Source organism: Aeromonas sp. QDB11 (assembly GCF_027705265.1).
GTDB lineage: Bacteria > Pseudomonadota > Gammaproteobacteria > Enterobacterales > Aeromonadaceae > Aeromonas > Aeromonas allosaccharophila.
Window position 1 is genome coordinate 1 of sequence record NZ_JAPDBM010000083.1, and the last position, 16,327, is coordinate 16,327.

The window sequence follows — 16,327 nt, forward strand, 5'->3', positions numbered from 1 at the left end:
TTGGGCGATCGGCATGGATGTTATTGAGTGATCGGCATGAATGTTATTGAGCGATCGCCATGCGTGGGAATACGCAGGTAATCCACCCGATAAATAAGAGCGATGTACAGCAGAGAATTTGAGCAACAATGCTGTACAGCACCGTAAATTCTGGCGCCCTACTCGGTGGATAGAGGTGAGCTGGTAGGTGGGTCTGGGATTTCGATCCATTAATCATCCTTTGGCAGCAACCGAGATAGGCCCACTTGAGCCGGTAGTTCCCCGATGACCTCAATCTTCCAACCCGTCATATTGGCCCGACACATGTGATAATGGTGCGCGATGTTGGCCTGCGCTTGCAAGGCGTGACGGGCTTTATCTAGTGCCTCAGTTGCATTGATGCCAATGCGGTTTAGCAGGAGTTCAACGCGGGTCTCCAGTTGCCTGCGTTCATGGGGGGAGAGTACCCCGGCCATTACCTTTGGCGCTACGTAAAGGCGGGCGTCGTCTTGCGAAATAGTCTTCAAGACACCGCGAGCGTACTCATTGGCGAGAGTGACCTCCTGGGCCATGTATTTGTGCATGAGGTGACCCTCTTCGAGGCGCATGATCACCTCGTTGACGTTGTAGTGACTGTGTTCCTCCAGATAGTCACGGACAAGGAGCTTATGGGCCAGCGCGATGACATCAGCCCGCTCGATATCGTTAGTGAGCCGAAGGCGTAATTCGGTTGCGCTGGCTAATTTGCCCATCGCGGCAGAAAGCAGACGACCACGTTGCGCCTGACCGGGGGACTCATCGCGACCGATAACTCCGGTTGGCAGGAATTTATCGGCTATCTCGCGGCTGACGGTGACGCGAATGCGGCTATTTTCCACGGTGAGGGTTTGATGCTTCATGTTACTGCTCCTGAGTCTGTCCGATGCCCGCGCCCACGGGGCCATGCCTATCATAATTGCGAGAGGCCTTTCGTGGGTAATTACACTGACTTGACCACTTACTTTGCACCCAGCCTTTTTAGAGAAGGTTCTTATGGCTGGATTTGCATCAGTGGTTAGGGGTGACGGCCATTGCCGACCTTGGGATAGATGGGCGTAATGATGACCAGCATCCAGGGCCAGGGAAGCAGTTACTCTATTCAAGAGAGGAAAACTTCTTTACGGGTCTGGCGGCGTTTGCTGTTGAACTCGTAATCAGCGAAGGTCAATTGATGACTCACGTTGGAGTTCGTTCTTGGTACAAAAGAGACTCTGGTGGTACTATGTCAAGGCCTTGTAAGGTATTGATTTTTAAGGTTCTAGCCCTTCCGATCGCTCAGCTACGGGCACATCTTGCTACGCAAGAGCACGGAATAAGCCGTGGACAACGCTGCGCGTTGACGCACCGCTTATCTCCGCTTGTACCCGTAGTCGCTCCCCAAGGGAATCAATCTCCTCTCATTTCTTCAACAGATCACGCAGATAGCTGTTCCGGTTATGGGCATTGCTGGGCGCTTTGGTGATGGCTGCAAACTCAGCTGTGCTGCCCACGATATGGACCTCATGCTCGGCCCTGGTTATTGCGGTATAGAGCCAGGCCCTGTCAACGATCCTCCCCTTTTGCAGCGCGATGATGATGCGTGGGAACTGCGAACCCTGAGCTTTATGGAGTGTGATGCAGTAGCCCAGCCTCATACAGTCCAGCAGGGATTGGGTGACATACACGCTCTCGCCTGTGTCCAGTTCAACCACTCCGTAGTCATCTCCAGCCCCGACAGCGCGAGTTAGCGTTCCGAGCGAGCCATTTTGAATGCCTTTCTCGTAATTGTTCTGAGTGAAGAGGATCACATCTCCTTGGCGCAAATCGTTGCGGCGGTAGGTTTCGCCATACATCTCAAATATCATCCGAGCACCATCAGGGTTGACGGCCTCCTGAATAAGATTATTGATCTCCGCCACCATAGCGGTGGTCGCACCTACCACTCGGCTGTTCTCGGGGGATTGCTGATATAACTCGGCACAGACTTGGGCGATCCTCTCTTTGGATGTTTCGTGGAAATAGACGTTACCCATGCTCAAGTGCTCCGGTATGAGACCTTGATTGACCTGCATAGAGTATTCAGGAATGCCTGTGGCTCCCTTCTGGCGTTTAACGATGTCCAGGGTCACGTTCGCAATGGCCTGTGATGCAACGATATCGGCTAGCACCTTGCCACATCCTATCGGAGGTAGCTGGTTTGGGTCACCCGTGAATATGATCCGCACGGTGGGGTGCAGATGGTTGGTGAGCCGATACATGGTGGGCAGGTCGATCATGGATGCTTCATCGATTACCAGCAGATGGCTGGGAAACCCATCAGATGGTTCTATGGGCTCTTGCCGCAACAAGGCGGAAATGGTCATCGTCCTAAAGCCTATCGACTCGTATAGGCGCATTGCTGCGCGTCCAGAAAGGGCGACAGCATGCACCTCAAAGCCCATTTTGCCATAGGCCCGCAGTGCCGTTCTGAGCACTGTGGTTTTGCCAGTTCCTGCGCCCCCCGTGATGCAACTCACCGCATTGTTTAGCGCGGTGAGCACCGCTTCATTTTGCATCGCGGTCAATTCATAGGGCAGCTCATTAACCGCTGCGAGAAACGCAGCATTGGTGGACTCATCGTAACGATTTTGCTGTTTAGCAAGTTTCAACAGCCGCTTGGCAACAACAGTCTCCATCAGCAATTGTGCGGTAGGGTGATAGGTGCCTGCTTCATGGTTCAGCACATACTGGGCTTGGTGGTAACCAGCCTTGAATGCTTGTGCTGCCAACTCGCCGTCACCAAGCAATTTGGTCAGCAGGGGGCGAAGCCTGGCCTGCGTGGTGTAGGTGTGGCCTTTTTCCACTTCCGCGTGGATGGTGAACTCCAGGGCGGCACTCAGCCTCGTCGGATCTTTTAGTTCTACCTCAAACTTCGTTTGAGAAAGCGCATCCACGTCTTCAAACCCCATCCCGAAGCCGACCAGTAGGTAGGGATTCGCTTTGATTGCATCAACGGAGCTTTCGCCATGAAATTTCAAGATCCGCTGCTGAATGGGTGAGGGAATCCGACACTCTGCCATCCAATTGCAGTGGTTCAGATTTTTGTATTTTGCGTAGCCGTTGAACAGGGCATCAATAGATACATCACTCAGAATACCCTTGAGGCGCTCTCTGGACTCTGGTGTGTCGGTGCGCAGGGTGGCGTGAAATTGCTCACCGAGTAGTTGCCATAACGCCCTGGCTTTACCGAGGCCAATTCCCTTGAAATCAGGCTCCTTGGCAATGAACTGGATCAGCTGCTCACCTGTCTCCGGCAGGGTGCATATCACGTGCTCAGGTGATTCATAGGTATGTTGCTGCATCACAACATCACCAATCTCGACCCTCTCAATGAGAGGTTTGCCATGGACTGTCCATTGCTGGCCCTGTGACGGTTGTGCCGGAAGAGTGTCAGGCCGCGCTTTAATGGTCACATAGTATTTGCCATCCTTGATCTGGCTGGTCTCGTCATTAAGTGGTATTCCAGAGAAAATCACGTAGCTGGATGAGCTATATGGGATACTGGTAACACGAAATAGTTCGGAATGGAGAGATTGGTTCATCGTGGCAAGATCCCCATTTCGGCCAATGTCTCAGATAGCTCACCGAAGCGCTCCAGTCTGGCTTTTAGTTCCCTTAGCTGCGCTTTCAGTTCAATATTCTCCTGCTCCAATATTGATACACGTTTGGTATCAAGTAGGCGTCGATGAGTCGTAGGGTCGTATACCTTTGGATGAGCTACACTCGCTATGGCCTGAGCGGTGAGTGGCGGAAGCACCCCGTGTTCCCTAAGCTGGTCTTCCAATTTCTGCAATTGCCTACGAAGCTCAGGGTTCTGCACTAAGGCAGAGCGGCCACAGCCAATAGCTTTCGTGATTTCACTGCGGCTGAGGCTGCCCCTGTAACTTAATTGTCGATACGTCTCATCAGTCTGGGTTGCCATCCATAGTTCAAACGCCTGGACGGTTGCTTTGGCTTTTTCTGTACCACTCGCCATTATTGACCTCCTGTGCGGCGTTTAACTTCTATAAGCGGCTTTCCAAGCATATCCTGTAATTTTTTTAGCTCGGCACTATCTGTTGGAAAATTATCAATTGATGTCATTCTGACACCATGCATGTAAGCATTATATTGCCATACTATGAAACGCTGTTTGTATGCATCATTCAAACTATTTAATCTGGCTAATTCATTCTCTAAAAGAGCAACCTTTTTTATAAGATACTCAAGCGTTACATCACGCTCTTTGGTAGGCTCAGGTTGAGAAAAACGTTCTTTTAAAAATGTCTTTCTTCGCGAGTATGCATCTTGAATATCTTTGTAAGAGGATAATGATTGACGTTGGACGCCACCTTTAACATCAATCATTATGGCAACTTTTTGACAGAGCAAGTCCCAAGTTAACTTTCCTTCCCAAGTATTAATTAGACCTAGTATATTAGGCAGGTTTTTTTCTGTGATAACTATTTTAGGCATAACAAATCACCCATAATATTAAACGCTTTAGAATCGATAGAGTCAGGCGATTGAACTTCAATATTAAGCCCCTTCTCTAAAAGAACAACCTTGGCTGGCGAGGGATCATATACATCAGGAATACGAATGGGGGTGCCATCAAGAACATTTTCATCCTCTAATAGCCGGATCTTTGTTCTAATATGAGCAAGTCGCCAACCGTGTGAGCTAACCCAGCGGTCAGCACCAAAGGCCCCCATTTTATGGCTTTGCTGTGCTTTTTCGAGTTGAGCTGCCACTTGAACTTCTCGTACTTTCAACAGCTCCAATGAGCTACTGAAGCCTTTGATACAGACCAATTCTTTGCAGGTTTCACAGTCACCGTTTCGCTGACATGGAATCATGGCAAAATCATGTTCACACACGCCTAGCTCTGTTACTATCGCTGCACCAGTAAGGTTCTTTCCGATTTCCTCGAAACTAATTGGAAGGTTACATTTTATTTTTTCCAACGTGTTTGCATTTTCAGGGATAGTAATAACTGCAATTGCATTGGACTTTTCTTCTTCTGTGCGATGATCATAGCTGGCATTATCAGCAACTCTTGCTCTCCCTGCCCAGTTTGCAAGCGTCAACTCATCCATCCCACCCCGTTCAGCTTTGGTACTGAGCCAATGCCTAGCTTGATGGGATGTTATATCGGGTTGTGAGCCATCCTCTCGTAATATGTTATGTTTCTTCCAAAGGTGGACTCCTTTTCTGGCCTCAGACCTAGAAATCCTTGCATTAATTATGTTCACCGTAGGTAAAACAAACGAGTGTTGAATAACATCATGTTCCGCATGTAACTCACGGTCTCTATATAGTAACAAAGCCTCTGAGGCCTTAACTTTTTTTGCGTTATCAACAAAAGGCCAGTTAACCAATTTACTGATATACACCATACTCCCATTGTTATCTGGATGCGTTTCTGCATACATCGCAGCCTCCCGTGCAGGCATGCTAATTTTTTTCAATCGTTCGATAGCTTCCAAAGCTACATCTTGCATGACAGTAGGAACCCATTTAATCCCTTCGTTGCCATTTTTGGCAGGCACCCAACGTATTCCAAGTTTAAGTTCTCCGCTGCGATTCTCCTCCCATACAGTACAATCTATAGGCAATGAGAATAACTCAGAGCATCGGGATGGTGCTTGCATGAGCAATGCTATTGCAGAAGTAAAATATTCTGCTTCAATACCTAATGAAGGTGCGTCATGAAATAACTTAGCAAATAACATCATATCCTCTTCTGAGGGCAATTTATTTTTACGATGTTCTTTTCCATTCTCGTCAAGTTGAATAGTTAAATCTTTTACTTTTTGATATGGATTTGACCACCCAGGAAGACTCGGTGTTATAAAGTTGTCACGGCAGAAATTAAGAAGAAGCTCCATTTGATAGCCCGCTTTATTTCGACCTGCCAGATTTGATATGCGTCTATTAAAAATATCGCCTAGCCTTTCTAAAACTAGGCCATCGAGCATCAGAATATCTGCTTTATGTTTTGATAGAATCAATGCTTCTTCAAGTATTCGAATAGCTTCGAAATGTCTGTGAAGAGTTGTTATGGGTTTTAATGCGTAAATGTAGCGAATGTATGCTTTTGCAAAATCAATAAATGGTGCACCTAGGGGAGAGAAACTATAGGAAGTTGATGGCTCTAAATTTGTGGAGAAACGGGCAACAACACGGCGAGTATTGTGAAAAGTGTGCCATAAATTATGATCCCAGCAATCTTCACCGAAAACAGTTAATTTGTTTTTGCTACTTTGAATGAATTTTTCTAGATTTGCTTCTGAATTCAGTTCTATCGCAGGCTTAAAATGGAAAATGTTACTGTCCACTGACTATCCTCATGCTCGTTGTTGTTTCAGTTCAAAGCATTTCTGCACAACCCATTCAACTGCTAAAATTAGCCTATCTTTTGTTGCCGCGTACTCTTCACTTTTTGTCGTTTTCAACCTTACCTCTTTCTCTGCATATAGATGGGATAAGAATTTCTCGTGAGGAGCATCTAATAATGGTCTAAATTTTTCACAAGTGTAACAACTTTCATACCCCTTAACGCAAAAGTCATTGGTGCCGCATGCTCCTACGATATCGTTATCCTTGTTTGGTATGCGAGCAGCAAGGTCATGTCCTCGCTCACCCTGCTCTAAGTCAACGATAATGCGACCTAGGAATGCATTAGCAAAGGGGGCCAGTTGTTTGCCAATGGCCTTGTCAATATAGGTCACGGTATCTGCGGTATTTTCCGTATAGACCTTAACGTTTTGTGTATCGTTGTGATCCAATGCCTCCGCTATGATCAACGGCCCCAAACCTTTTCGACCAAGGTTTGTTCCTCTTGTATGACGAAACCGCCTAGCCGTTATATGAATATAGTCCCCAGTTCTTTCAGAAATAGCTTTTTGTTTTCTTTGGAAATTTTTTAGCAGGTGTTCTCTTAGATCTGTTGATGACATATTTAAAATGTCAGTATCTAATAAATCATCAGTCAAAGATGTTTTTTTAACCGCTAACTCAAAAACCATTGCCCAATCAATAAATAATGGGATTTTTGTTGCTTGAGAAGCAGTCAGTTTTATTGAGAGTTTTGATTCAAACTTCTCTGTTTCATCTCTAATTAAATTACGCAACGTTAGATAGAGCTCTTCCGTAATGGGGAATTTTTTAAAAGAGAAACGAAACCCACCACCACGCTGCTTTGCTCTAGGTATATTGAGGTAAAAATTTGTCACATTCTTACTATGATCATGTTCTTTAAATAAATCAGCAGCCTTTATTTGTCGTAACTGTGTGGGGCGTCTAGCAGTAGCCTGCAATAAACTCACATATGCATAGCATTGAAATGAGATATAGTTATTCCTGAATAAGCGAATAAGTTCATGATTTAATGCAAGTACCTCATTGCTAGTAAAGGCACCTGTTTCAGGGCAACGATTAGCGACAGACACTCCTTTCTTGTTTCCTGATAGAGTTAGTATTTCGAGTGTTTTCACCATCTCTGTTGTTACACCATAATATCCATATTCATTCCAGCTAATAAGAAAACCACGGAGTGCACCTAAGTACCATTCATTGTTTTTATCAAGCATCGCTCGCCAATTGAGCAATACATCCTCATCTAGATTTTTGAATTTAGTGTCTCGCAATAGTCGTTGAAAGCGTAGATACATATTTGATGTATGGTGTGCTGATTGTTCTTCAGCATAGGTTGCTAGTGTTTTTTTAAATCCATCCAGCAGTTTTGGTTCCATAGATAAAACATCCGGCATGAATGCAATGCTGACATCTTTATTCAACATCCAGTATTCTGAGTGAAAGTCAAAGCTGTATCCATCTTTTGATACTAATTTTTTTGAGCTGAATGTTGATGGGAGATCGTCATTTTCTTCCTCAATGTAATCATATTTATTCATTCATATCCTCTATTTTTTTGAGATTCAATAATTAGTCTCTGTAATTCTTCTTGCTCTTCAAGCACTAGCTTGTTTGTCTTATTGCGAATATGGCGTTCAACATATGGTTTGGCAGAGCTCTCTGATGTGTGCCCCATTTGATACATTCGGCTTTTTGCTTCTTCACTAGATGAAATAAAATTACGGTTACTGTTTGGGTCTTTAGATAGATCATTGTTTTTGTCAATTATTTCGGAGAACCACTGGTTCCAGTTATGCCTAAAATAATGTGGGTGGATCGATTTGAACCGCTCATCCACAGATTTCATTGTTGGCACGATGATACTGTCAAATGTGCTGGTCGATATTGGCTGTCCTTGAGTTTTCCCCTTCCTATGTGTAACAAACAAGTATGGATGCTTGTTCGCGTTCGGAGTCTTTGCCCGTATGTTTATGATGTAGTCATCAATGAGTGCCGCAGTTTCATCTCTAATTCGCAACATTCTTTCTTTCGTCTTTGCTACAGGCTGATTTTTGCGAGGATCATATATGTCATCATGGTGGCGTTTTACCCATATGAATTTTTGGGGGCCGTGAAGCATTAGAAAGTTCGATTCAATAGATAGTGAGAGTAACTCACCTCTTCGTATGCCTAGTTCTTTTAAAAGTAAAAACATAAGATGATTTCGCTTTTTTGTCGAAGCGTGTTTGAACGGATTTTTTGGGTGGTCAAATTGTGCCACAGCCATAAATTCCTCAATTAATCCATCTGGCAAGTCTTTACCATCTAGTTTATCTAAAACATTCTTACCTTTGCCTTTAGGGCGAACAGCAAGTATGCGCTTATTCATACTGTTAATTTCTGTGAGCAGTTTAGTGCTATTACAGTTCTGTACAGCTACTCTAGCAATGAAATCTAAATAACTTGCAATAGCTGTCACACGATTGTAAATGTTATTACGTCCCACTGTGGGGGTGACACTGATTAGTCTTGGGGTGTTAAATAAATCAATGACCTTATCTCTGGTTTTTTTGCTTTTAGCTAAGCCTTTGAAATGAGAAATATCATGACTGAGATGTTCTCTGATGTTGTCAATGTCAGTGTCGCTAAGAAACTTACCTTTCTGAAACTCAGAGAACAGGTCTCTGTGTTTATTTTCTTCCCATTGAAGAAACCACTTTAATGCACCTAGGCGATTTGAAATGGTATTCACCGACAAGCTGCTACGAAGTTTTGTTGTCACCCAGAGGGTTGCAAGAAAATGAGGCATACCATCATTGCCCATTAAGACTGGATAACGTTCACCATTTGCAAAAATCAATCTATCTAGCTTGTACACTGTGCATCCTAATCTTACATTTTCCTCATACATAAAGTTATAGTGCTGAAAATCGCGATGGCAAGTGAAATGCAAAAATAAAAAAACCCAGCATTTCTGCTGGGTTGCTTTGCACTCAAGATGGTGAAAGTGATTTATTCTTACACTTTCATCTTTTACAAGATCTAGAAGGGGATATCGTCGTCGAAATCCATCGGCGGCTCGTTATATACCGGCGGTGCAGATTGTGGCTGCTGGGCAGGACGGCCATAACCGCCTTGCGGCTGCATGTTTTGCTGCGGAGCCGGCGCCGGGCGCTGCTGGTTCATCGGCTGCTGGGCAGGCATGCTCTGCTGCGGCTGACCCCAGTTACCCTGGGATTGGCCACCCATGTTCTGGCCCATGCCCTGACCGCCTTGCGGACGGCCACCCAGCATCTGCATCACGCCAGTGAAGCTGTCGACCAGCACTTCAGTGGTATAGCGCTCCTGGCCGCTCTGATCTTGCCATTTGCGGGTTTGCAGTTTGCCTTCGACATAGACTTGGGAGCCCTTCTTCAGGTACTCGCCAGCCACTTCGGCCAGTTTGCCCATGAAGACAACGCGGTGCCATTCGGTACGCTCTTTCTGCTCACCGGTCTGCTTGTCGCGCCAGGTTTCAGAGGTAGCCAGAGTAATGTTGGTCACAGCACCGCCACTCGGCATGTAGCGTACTTCCGGGTCTTGCCCGAGGTTACCGATCAGAATGACTTTATTGATGCCTCGACTGGCCATAATCTCTCTTCCACCTTTATATTCCGGCCAGACTGAAAGCCTGGGCCAACCAAATGAGTTACCGCGCTTTTATCTTTCCCCATGTTGTTATCATATTGAACAACATAGTTTTTCTATATCCGTTGCAGCAATCAGGCTGATGTTTATCCATTACCTGGCTCACGTTTAGCCCCCAATAGTAACAGTTGATCACTCCGCGGGCGAGCGGTTGCTGGCATGGATTGAGGGTGGGGCCCCCTGCTTGGTCAGGGGATGACGGCGCTGTTGTTCATCGTGAAAAAGGATGATGGCGATAGATAATGCCTGTCTATTCATCCAGTAGTCTCTATGCCATACTGACTCGCTCAGGTTTCTGTATCGAGCGTGCAACAAGATGGAAAAGATCGTGGTCCGGGGTGCTCGCACCCATAACCTCAAGAACATCAATCTGACCCTGCCCCGCGACAAGCTGATCGTGGTCACCGGCCTCTCAGGTTCGGGCAAATCCTCTCTGGCGTTCGATACCCTCTATGCAGAGGGGCAGCGCCGCTATGTGGAGTCCCTCTCCGCCTATGCCCGCCAGTTCCTCTCCCTGATGGAGAAGCCGGACGTCGACCATATCGAGGGACTCTCGCCCGCCATCTCCATCGAGCAGAAGTCCACGTCTCACAACCCGCGCTCGACTGTCGGCACCATCACCGAAATCTACGACTACCTGCGTCTGCTGTTTGCCCGGGTCGGTGAGCCGCGCTGCCCGACTCACGCCATTCCACTCGCCGCCCAGACCATCAGCCAGATGGTGGATCAGGTGCTGGCCCAGCCACAGGGGAGCAAGCTGATGCTTCTGGCTCCGGTGGTGCGTGATCGCAAGGGGGAGCATGCCAAGTTGCTGGAGAATCTGGCGGCGCAGGGCTACATCCGAGCCCGCATCGACGGCGAGGTGTGCGATCTCTCAGACCCGCCCGCGCTGGAGCTGCACAAGAAGCACACCATCGAGGTGGTGGTGGATCGCTTCAAGGTGCGCGATGACCTGGCACTGCGGCTGGCCGAGTCGTTCGAGACGGCGCTGACTCTCTCCGGTGGCATCGTGCAGGTAGTGCCGATGGATGGAGAGGAGGGGGTTGCCCCCATGACCTTCTCCGCCAACTTCGCTTGCCCGGAGTGCGGCTACTCCATGTCGGAGCTGGAGCCGCGCATCTTCTCCTTCAACAACCCGGCCGGTGCCTGCCCGACTTGTGACGGCCTCGGGGTGCAGCAATATTTCGACCCAGCCAAGGTGATCGGCGATCCTGCCATCAGTCTGGCCAACGGCGCTATCCGCGGCTGGGACAAGCGCAGTTTCTATTACTTCCAGATGCTGAAATCCCTCTCCGAGCACTACAAGTTCGATCTGGATACGCCGTGGGAAGATCTGCCACTCAAGACCCAGGATGTGATCCTGCGTGGTTCCGGTCGCACCGAGATCGAGTTCCGTTATATGAACGATCGCGGCGATGTAGTGGTGCGCAAGCACCCGTTCGAGGGGATCCTGCACAACATGGAGCGGCGCTATCGGGAAACCGAGTCCAACTCGGTGCGCGAAGAGCTCTCCAAATACATCGCCAACAAATCCTGTACCAGCTGTGGTGGCAGCCGACTGCGGGAAGAGGCGCGTCATGTCTTCGTCGACAACCGCAACCTGCCAGCCATTGCCGAGCAGTCTATCGGTGATGCGCTCGCCTTCTTCGAAGGGCTGAACCTCACCGGCCAGCGCGCCCAGATTGCCGAGAAGATATTGAAAGAGATCGTCGAGCGGCTCGGCTTCCTGGTGAATGTGGGTCTCAACTACCTGAGCCTGTCGCGTAGCGCCGAGACCCTCTCCGGTGGTGAAGCGCAGCGCATTCGACTGGCGAGCCAGATCGGTGCCGGTCTGGTGGGGGTGATGTACGTACTCGATGAGCCCTCCATCGGCTTGCACCAGCGCGACAATGAGCGGCTGCTCAAGACACTCACCCATCTGCGCGATCTCGGTAACACGGTGATTGTGGTGGAGCACGACGAGGATGCCATTCGCCTCGCCGACCATGTGCTCGATATCGGCCCGGGCGCTGGCGTACATGGTGGCGAAATTGTTGCGCAGGGCACCCCCCAGCAGATCATCGACAATCCGGATTCGCTGACCGGTGACTACCTCTCTGGCCGCAAGCAGATCGCCATCCCGGCCGAGCGCACGCCGCTCACCGGCAAGTGGTTGAAACTCAAGGGAGCGAGCGGCAACAACCTGCGTAACGTCAACCTGGATCTGCCGATCGGGGTGATGACCTGCGTCACCGGCGTCTCCGGCTCCGGCAAGTCCACCCTGATCAACGACACCCTGTTCCGTATCGCTCACCGTGAACTGAACAAGGCGACCGAGTCTACGCCTGCGCCCTATCGCAGCGTTGAGGGGCTGGAGCATCTGGACAAGGTGGTGGATATCGATCAGAGCCCCATCGGCCGCACGCCGCGCTCCAACCCGGCCACCTACACCGGTCTGTTTACCCCGATCCGCGAGCTGCTTTCCGGCACCCAGGAGGCGCGCTCGCGCGGTTACCAGCCGGGCCGTTTCTCCTTCAACGTCAAGGGCGGTCGCTGCGAGGCGTGTCAGGGGGATGGGGTCATCAAGGTGGAGATGCACTTCCTGCCGGATGTCTACGTGCCTTGCGACGTCTGCAAGGGCAAGCGCTATAACCGCGAGACCCTGGAGGTGAAATACAAGGGCAAGAACATCCACGAGATCCTCGAAATGACAGTGGAAGATGCCCGCGAGTTCTTCGATCCGGTGCCGGCAGTGGCGCGCAAGTTGCAGACCCTGATGGATGTGGGCCTCTCTTACATTCGCCTTGGTCAGTCAGCGACCACTCTCTCTGGCGGCGAGGCGCAGCGGGTCAAGCTGGCGCGGGAGCTCTCCAAGCGGGATACCGGTCAGACCCTCTATATTCTGGACGAGCCGACCACCGGGTTGCACTTCCACGACATCCAGCAACTGCTCAAGGTACTGCACCAGTTGCGGGATCGCGGCAATACCATCGTCATCATCGAGCACAACCTGGACGTGGTGAAAACTGCCGACTGGATCGTCGATCTGGGGCCGGAGGGGGGCGCCGGTGGCGGCCGAATTCTGGTGACGGGGACGCCAGAGGAGATATGCGGCCATAAAGAGTCTCATACAGCTCGTTTTTTGCGACCGCTATTGACCAGATAAACCGTTATAATCGGGGGGCCTTTGGCCCCCTCTTTACTATGAAGTTCGGGAGCCTGCAGGTGCGGCTCGTGTGATGCGGGCAGGCTGGGTATCACGGCATCATGGTAATGGATATATCGGGTTATGGCTCAGGCTCCGCGCACGATTGATCATCAGTTGGCTTACTCCATGTTCCCCATCTGGCTGGGGGCTATCCTGCTGCTATTGTTCCTGCTGGCATGGGCCCAGATCCCGGCGGCCACCCGGATTGAAGAGCAGCGCATGAAGGATCACCTGCTGCGAGTGAGTCGGGTGGTGCAGTCCGATGTCGCTGCTCTGGATGCATTCAGTCGGGATTGGGGCATCTGGGATGATAGCCATCGCTTTATAGGCAACAGGAACAGGATGTACATCGAATCCAATCTGTTCAACGACATGCCAATGCGGGATTTCAGCCTCAACCTGATGAGCTTCATGGATCTCGGGGGGCATGAGATCTGGACTCGGACTCTGCTGCCCGATGCGCCCGGGATCAATCCTGATCAGTTTCCCTATTTCCTCGACGAGCTGAAAAAGCAGTTAAGAGGAGAGTCTATGGCGCAGGGAGGGGCCAACCTGCATGGCATTCGAGCCTCCCAGTGGGGGCCACTGATGTACTCCTGGCAGCCGATCAGAAACAGTGACGGCTCTGCGCCGTTCAACGGTTTTTTGCTGGTGATGCGTTGGCTCGACACCGCTTATCTCGAGCAGGTATCGGAGCGAACCGAGCTGCCACTGGCGATCTCCCATACCAATCTGGATGTCACCGCCTCCTTCAAACCGTTGAAATCGCAAATGACCTATCGCCTGATTGACCTGGGGCTGGATCGGCTGAGGGGAGAGGTGCGGCTGCTCAACAGCGATAACCTGCCGGTGTTAACGCTGGTCATCGAGGAGGAGCGCAAAGTATTGGGCAGTGTGCTGGAGGGGGCGCTTTGGACCTTCATCGGCATGCTGTTTATCAGTTTTATCTGCATCATGATTGCCATGTACCGACTCAACAGTATTGTGCTTACCCCGTTGCAGCAGCTGGTGTCGGCGTTGCAGCGTTTTGGCGATCGGCCAGATGCCAATTTGATCCCGTTTATCGACAGCAGTGCCGAAATGGCGACTTTGAGTGGCAAGTTCAGGGAGATGGCCAGCAAGGTCAGCCAGCAACACGATGCGTTGCTGGAGCGATCCTGTCAGATGGAGATGGCGGCGTTCACCGATCCCTTGACCCGTTGCTTCAATCGCCGCTATCTGGATGGCTGGTTGCAGGCTAACGGAGCCAAGCCTTGTTTGCTGTTGCTGCTGGATCTCGATCATTTCAAACGGATCAATGATCGATTTGGTCATGACATCGGGGATCTGGTGTTGAAGCAACTGGCTGAACTGCTGCGCAAGCTGGTGGTGAGTGAATCAGAGCCGATTATCCGACTGGGGGGAGAGGAATTTTTACTGTTGTTGCAGGTGGATAACGAACAGGAGTTGGCGTTGCGAGCCGAATACCTCAGGCTGCGTGTTGCCCAGCACCGCTTTGGTTTCGAAGACAGGCCGCTATGGTTGACGGTGTCGTTGGGATACTGTCGCTATCCGTTGCATCCTGAATGTCCGGATTCATTCTGGAGCCACAGTTTCAAGCTGGCTGATATGGCGCTCTATCAGGCCAAGCTGGGAGGGCGCAATCGGTGGTGTGGGTATGGCGGTTCCCCGTCTCCTCGCGATGTGATGGGCCAGACCCCGGAACAACTTGTCGAAGGGGCGGTTCTCACACGATACTCATCTGCAAGCCTTGATTAACTGTGTTTTACCAGGACCAGATAGGCCAGCGCGACAATAAAACCGAGCAGGATAAAGAGAAAGGATCCGATTCCCCACACGGCCGCGAGAAAGGCCCCCACCTTTTGCCATCTCGACTCATTATTCATAAATAAACCATTACTTCCCAATAACTTGCGTGGCGCAAAAATACGCTTATTTGCTCATCTTAACAACAATTAATCGCTGTCCTACACGGCTGTAAGGTGTCACTGGCATGCGCCTTTTGGCGTTGGGGGCGGGCGGCGCAGGTATCCAGGAATGGGCATGGCGGCGTGTTATCTGGGGTGAGCGACAAGATTGGGATGGTGCGCAAAGATGTCATAGCAATCGATTTATTTCTGTGCAACTTTTGCTTCAGGTCAATAACTTTGCATTTACAAGGGCATATAGTCAGCGGGCTTACAGCATCAAATGAAAACAAAAAAAGGGATTACGTGATGAAAAAATTACTTCCTCTGATGATTGCCGCTGCAGTGACCTCTCCTTTCGCCATGGCCCACCAGGCTGGCGATATTCTGGTTCGTGGTGGTTTAGCTGTAGTGTCTCCCCAAGAGAGCAGCGATGACGTATTGGGTACCGGTGAATTCGAGATTAACAGCAATCAACAGCTTGGCCTGACCCTCGGTTATATGATCACCGACAACTGGGGTGTTGAGTTGCTGGCTGCAACCCCTTTCTCCCATCGAGTGAGCACTCGCGATCTTGGTGAGATTGCCAAGGTTAAGCATCTGCCTCCAACATTGATGGCTCAGTACTATTTTGGCGATGCCCAGAGCAAGGTTCGTCCATATGTTGGTGTGGGTGTGAACTACACCACCTTCTTTGATGAAAAGGGTGTAGGGAAGCTCGATGGTGCCAATATTAGCCTTGATGATTCTTGGGGCCTAGCAGGTCAGGTCGGTATCGATATGGCTGTTACTGATCGCTGGTTTATAAACGGCTCTGCCTGGATCATGGATATCGATACCGATGTGAAAGTTGATGGTGTTGGTACCTTCAAAACGCATATCGACCCGATGGTCTTTATGATTGGGGCGGGCTACCGCTTCTGATGATTTGATTCTGACTGCGGCCCTGAAAGGATCGCAGAAGATAGCAAAGTACGTCTCTTTCAGCCCGGTTGGTGCCGGGCTTTTTTTATTTGACTGATCTGGTCAGGACTGTGATCCAACCCGATACAAATCAATTAAATACCCACAGCTTTATTTCAGTTATTCGCTACCTCAGCCATCCCCTCATATGAGCGAGGCGTGGCGCGGCTTCTGAGGTATGATCGCCATCCTTGACCAGCTAATACCC

The 16,327-nt window shown here is 49.8% G+C and carries 12 protein-coding genes and 1 pseudogene; 3 read left to right on the top strand and 10 right to left on the bottom strand.

The features are described from left to right. The 10 genes and pseudogenes from OKC40_RS20020 to OKC40_RS20065 form a co-directional block, all read right to left on the bottom strand. Positions 1-210: hypothetical protein (locus tag OKC40_RS20020; RefSeq protein ID WP_270796723.1), on the bottom strand; the 210-nt coding region annotated here is incomplete at its 3' end. Next, positions 210-878 (bottom strand): hypothetical protein, encoded by a 669-nt coding sequence (locus tag OKC40_RS20025; RefSeq protein WP_017780890.1) that lies wholly within the window; start codon positions 876-878, stop codon positions 210-212. The genes OKC40_RS20020 and OKC40_RS20025, both read right to left, overlap by 1 nt. 158 nt (positions 879-1,036) lie before the next feature. Next, a pseudogene (locus tag OKC40_RS20030) lies at positions 1,037-1,198 on the bottom strand (IS5/IS1182 family transposase); the annotation flags it as partial. Positions 1,199-1,415: 217 nt separating this feature from the next. Beyond that, positions 1,416-3,578: an AAA family ATPase gene (locus OKC40_RS20035; protein WP_025202554.1), complete on the bottom strand. Its 2,163-nt coding sequence runs from the start codon at positions 3,576-3,578 to the stop codon at positions 1,416-1,418. Further along, positions 3,575-4,012 (bottom strand): VPA1267 family protein, encoded by a 438-nt coding sequence (locus OKC40_RS20040; RefSeq protein WP_025202555.1) that lies wholly within the window; start codon positions 4,010-4,012, stop codon positions 3,575-3,577. The genes OKC40_RS20035 and OKC40_RS20040 overlap by 4 nt, the downstream gene beginning before the upstream one ends. Then, on the bottom strand, positions 4,012-4,491 hold the full coding sequence (locus OKC40_RS20045) for a hypothetical protein (protein ID WP_049866848.1): 480 nt from the start codon (positions 4,489-4,491) through the stop codon (positions 4,012-4,014). The genes OKC40_RS20040 and OKC40_RS20045 overlap by 1 nt, the downstream gene beginning before the upstream one ends. After that, entirely contained in the window at positions 4,479-6,356 is a 1,878-nt protein-coding gene (locus OKC40_RS20050; RefSeq protein ID WP_041207315.1) for an integrase, read from the bottom strand. Before OKC40_RS20050 ends, OKC40_RS20045 begins: the two co-directional genes overlap by 13 nt. 9 nt (positions 6,357-6,365) lie before the next feature. After that, positions 6,366-7,934 (bottom strand): site-specific integrase, encoded by a 1,569-nt coding sequence (locus OKC40_RS20055; protein WP_171269322.1) that lies wholly within the window; start codon positions 7,932-7,934, stop codon positions 6,366-6,368. After that, positions 7,931-9,253: a site-specific integrase gene (locus OKC40_RS20060; RefSeq protein ID WP_041207317.1), complete on the bottom strand. Its 1,323-nt coding sequence runs from the start codon at positions 9,251-9,253 to the stop codon at positions 7,931-7,933. The genes OKC40_RS20055 and OKC40_RS20060 overlap by 4 nt, the downstream gene beginning before the upstream one ends. A gap of 164 nt (positions 9,254-9,417) precedes the next feature. Continuing rightward, on the bottom strand, positions 9,418-10,005 hold the full coding sequence (locus OKC40_RS20065; RefSeq protein WP_005340181.1) for a single-stranded DNA-binding protein: 588 nt from the start codon (positions 10,003-10,005) through the stop codon (positions 9,418-9,420). A 373-nt stretch (positions 10,006-10,378) separates the two neighbouring features. Here OKC40_RS20065 and uvrA point away from each other — a divergent pair, with 373 nt between their 5' ends. From uvrA to ompW, 3 genes are all read left to right on the top strand, one after another. Further along, positions 10,379-13,207, top strand: a complete 2,829-nt coding sequence (gene uvrA, locus OKC40_RS20070; protein WP_182938343.1) for an excinuclease ABC subunit UvrA — start codon at positions 10,379-10,381, stop codon at positions 13,205-13,207. Between the two features lie 123 nt (positions 13,208-13,330). Beyond that, the gene (locus tag OKC40_RS20075; protein WP_182938342.1) at positions 13,331-15,007 is read left to right on the top strand and encodes a sensor domain-containing diguanylate cyclase; all 1,677 of its coding nucleotides are present in this window, start codon (positions 13,331-13,333) and stop codon (positions 15,005-15,007) included. 458 nt (positions 15,008-15,465) lie between these two features. Continuing rightward, positions 15,466-16,080, top strand: a complete 615-nt coding sequence (ompW, locus tag OKC40_RS20080; RefSeq protein WP_182939797.1) for an outer membrane protein OmpW — start codon at positions 15,466-15,468, stop codon at positions 16,078-16,080. Positions 16,081-16,327 lie beyond the last annotated feature (247 nt).

What these genes read in the sequence shown, in the direction of transcription:
- OKC40_RS20025 (WP_017780890.1), bottom strand. Translation starts at nt 878, where the DNA reads ATGAAGCATCAAACCCTCACCGTGGAAAATAGCCGCATTCGCGTCACC.
- OKC40_RS20035 (WP_025202554.1), bottom strand. Translation starts at nt 3,578, where the DNA reads ATGAACCAATCTCTCCATTCCGAACTATTTCGTGTTACCAGTATCCCA.
- OKC40_RS20040 (WP_025202555.1), bottom strand. Translation starts at nt 4,012, where the DNA reads ATGGCGAGTGGTACAGAAAAAGCCAAAGCAACCGTCCAGGCGTTTGAA.
- OKC40_RS20045 (WP_049866848.1), bottom strand. Translation starts at nt 4,491, where the DNA reads ATGCCTAAAATAGTTATCACAGAAAAAAACCTGCCTAATATACTAGGT.
- OKC40_RS20055 (WP_171269322.1), bottom strand. Translation starts at nt 7,934, where the DNA reads ATGAATAAATATGATTACATTGAGGAAGAAAATGACGATCTCCCATCA.
- OKC40_RS20065 (WP_005340181.1), bottom strand. Translation starts at nt 10,005, where the DNA reads ATGGCCAGTCGAGGCATCAATAAAGTCATTCTGATCGGTAACCTCGGG.
- uvrA (WP_182938343.1), top strand. Translation starts at nt 10,379, where the DNA reads ATGGAAAAGATCGTGGTCCGGGGTGCTCGCACCCATAACCTCAAGAAC.
- OKC40_RS20075 (WP_182938342.1), top strand. Translation starts at nt 13,331, where the DNA reads ATGGCTCAGGCTCCGCGCACGATTGATCATCAGTTGGCTTACTCCATG.
- ompW (WP_182939797.1), top strand. Translation starts at nt 15,466, where the DNA reads ATGAAAAAATTACTTCCTCTGATGATTGCCGCTGCAGTGACCTCTCCT.